Annotated in this window: 1 protein-coding gene; it reads right to left on the bottom strand. The window is 57.4% G+C overall.

What is annotated here, in order from left to right; genetic code table 11:
- The coding region (locus tag HMPREF2760_RS12640) for a transposase family protein (protein ID WP_148138859.1) at window positions 1-562 on the bottom strand (562 nt) is incomplete at its 3' end.
- Window positions 563-564: the final 2 nt, after the last annotated feature.

Genomic DNA, 564 nt, shown 5'->3' with positions numbered 1-564 from the left:
CAAGTATGGTCACCAGGTTTGATGCCTGGCCTGGCTTACTGGTGTGTTTCCATACATGTTCATCGACTCCGAGGACGCGAACCCCGTCTAGGTGGCAGGGGTCGCCGTAGACAAGCTGGCGACAGGCATCCAGCGCGACTTTATTGACCAGGTCCCAGCCCACACCGAGTGCTTTGGCGGTGGCTGACACACTCATCCGGTCAATAGCAAGGCGCTGCAAGATCCAGCGGGTGACCCGATAAGTGAGTTTGGCGCCGTCATCCGCGCAGGTTAAAGATTCTTGGAAGATCTTTCTCTTACATGAGACGGCTGTGCATAAGAATCTGGGGACTGTTACGTGCAGCCTAGTGGGGAATCCAACAACAGGAAGATCAACGAGTCGACGGGTGATGTGGTCGCGCAGCTTTCCTGGCTGTCCGCAGTCCGGGCACACGCCGACAACGGCTACTGGCGTGGCCTCAATGATGGTCAACGCTCCGGCATCGGCAGCACCGGTGATGGCAAGTCCGATTTCCGCGGTACGGCAGATGGTGTCAGCAACGAGGTTTCCAGTAGGCTTCACAG

Source organism: Corynebacterium sp. HMSC065D07 (assembly GCF_001810695.1).
GTDB classification, from domain to species: Bacteria; Actinomycetota; Actinomycetes; order Mycobacteriales; family Mycobacteriaceae; genus Corynebacterium; species Corynebacterium hesseae.
The sequence above is the reverse complement of the archived record's forward strand: the minus strand, read 5'-3'. Positions and strand labels throughout refer to the sequence as shown.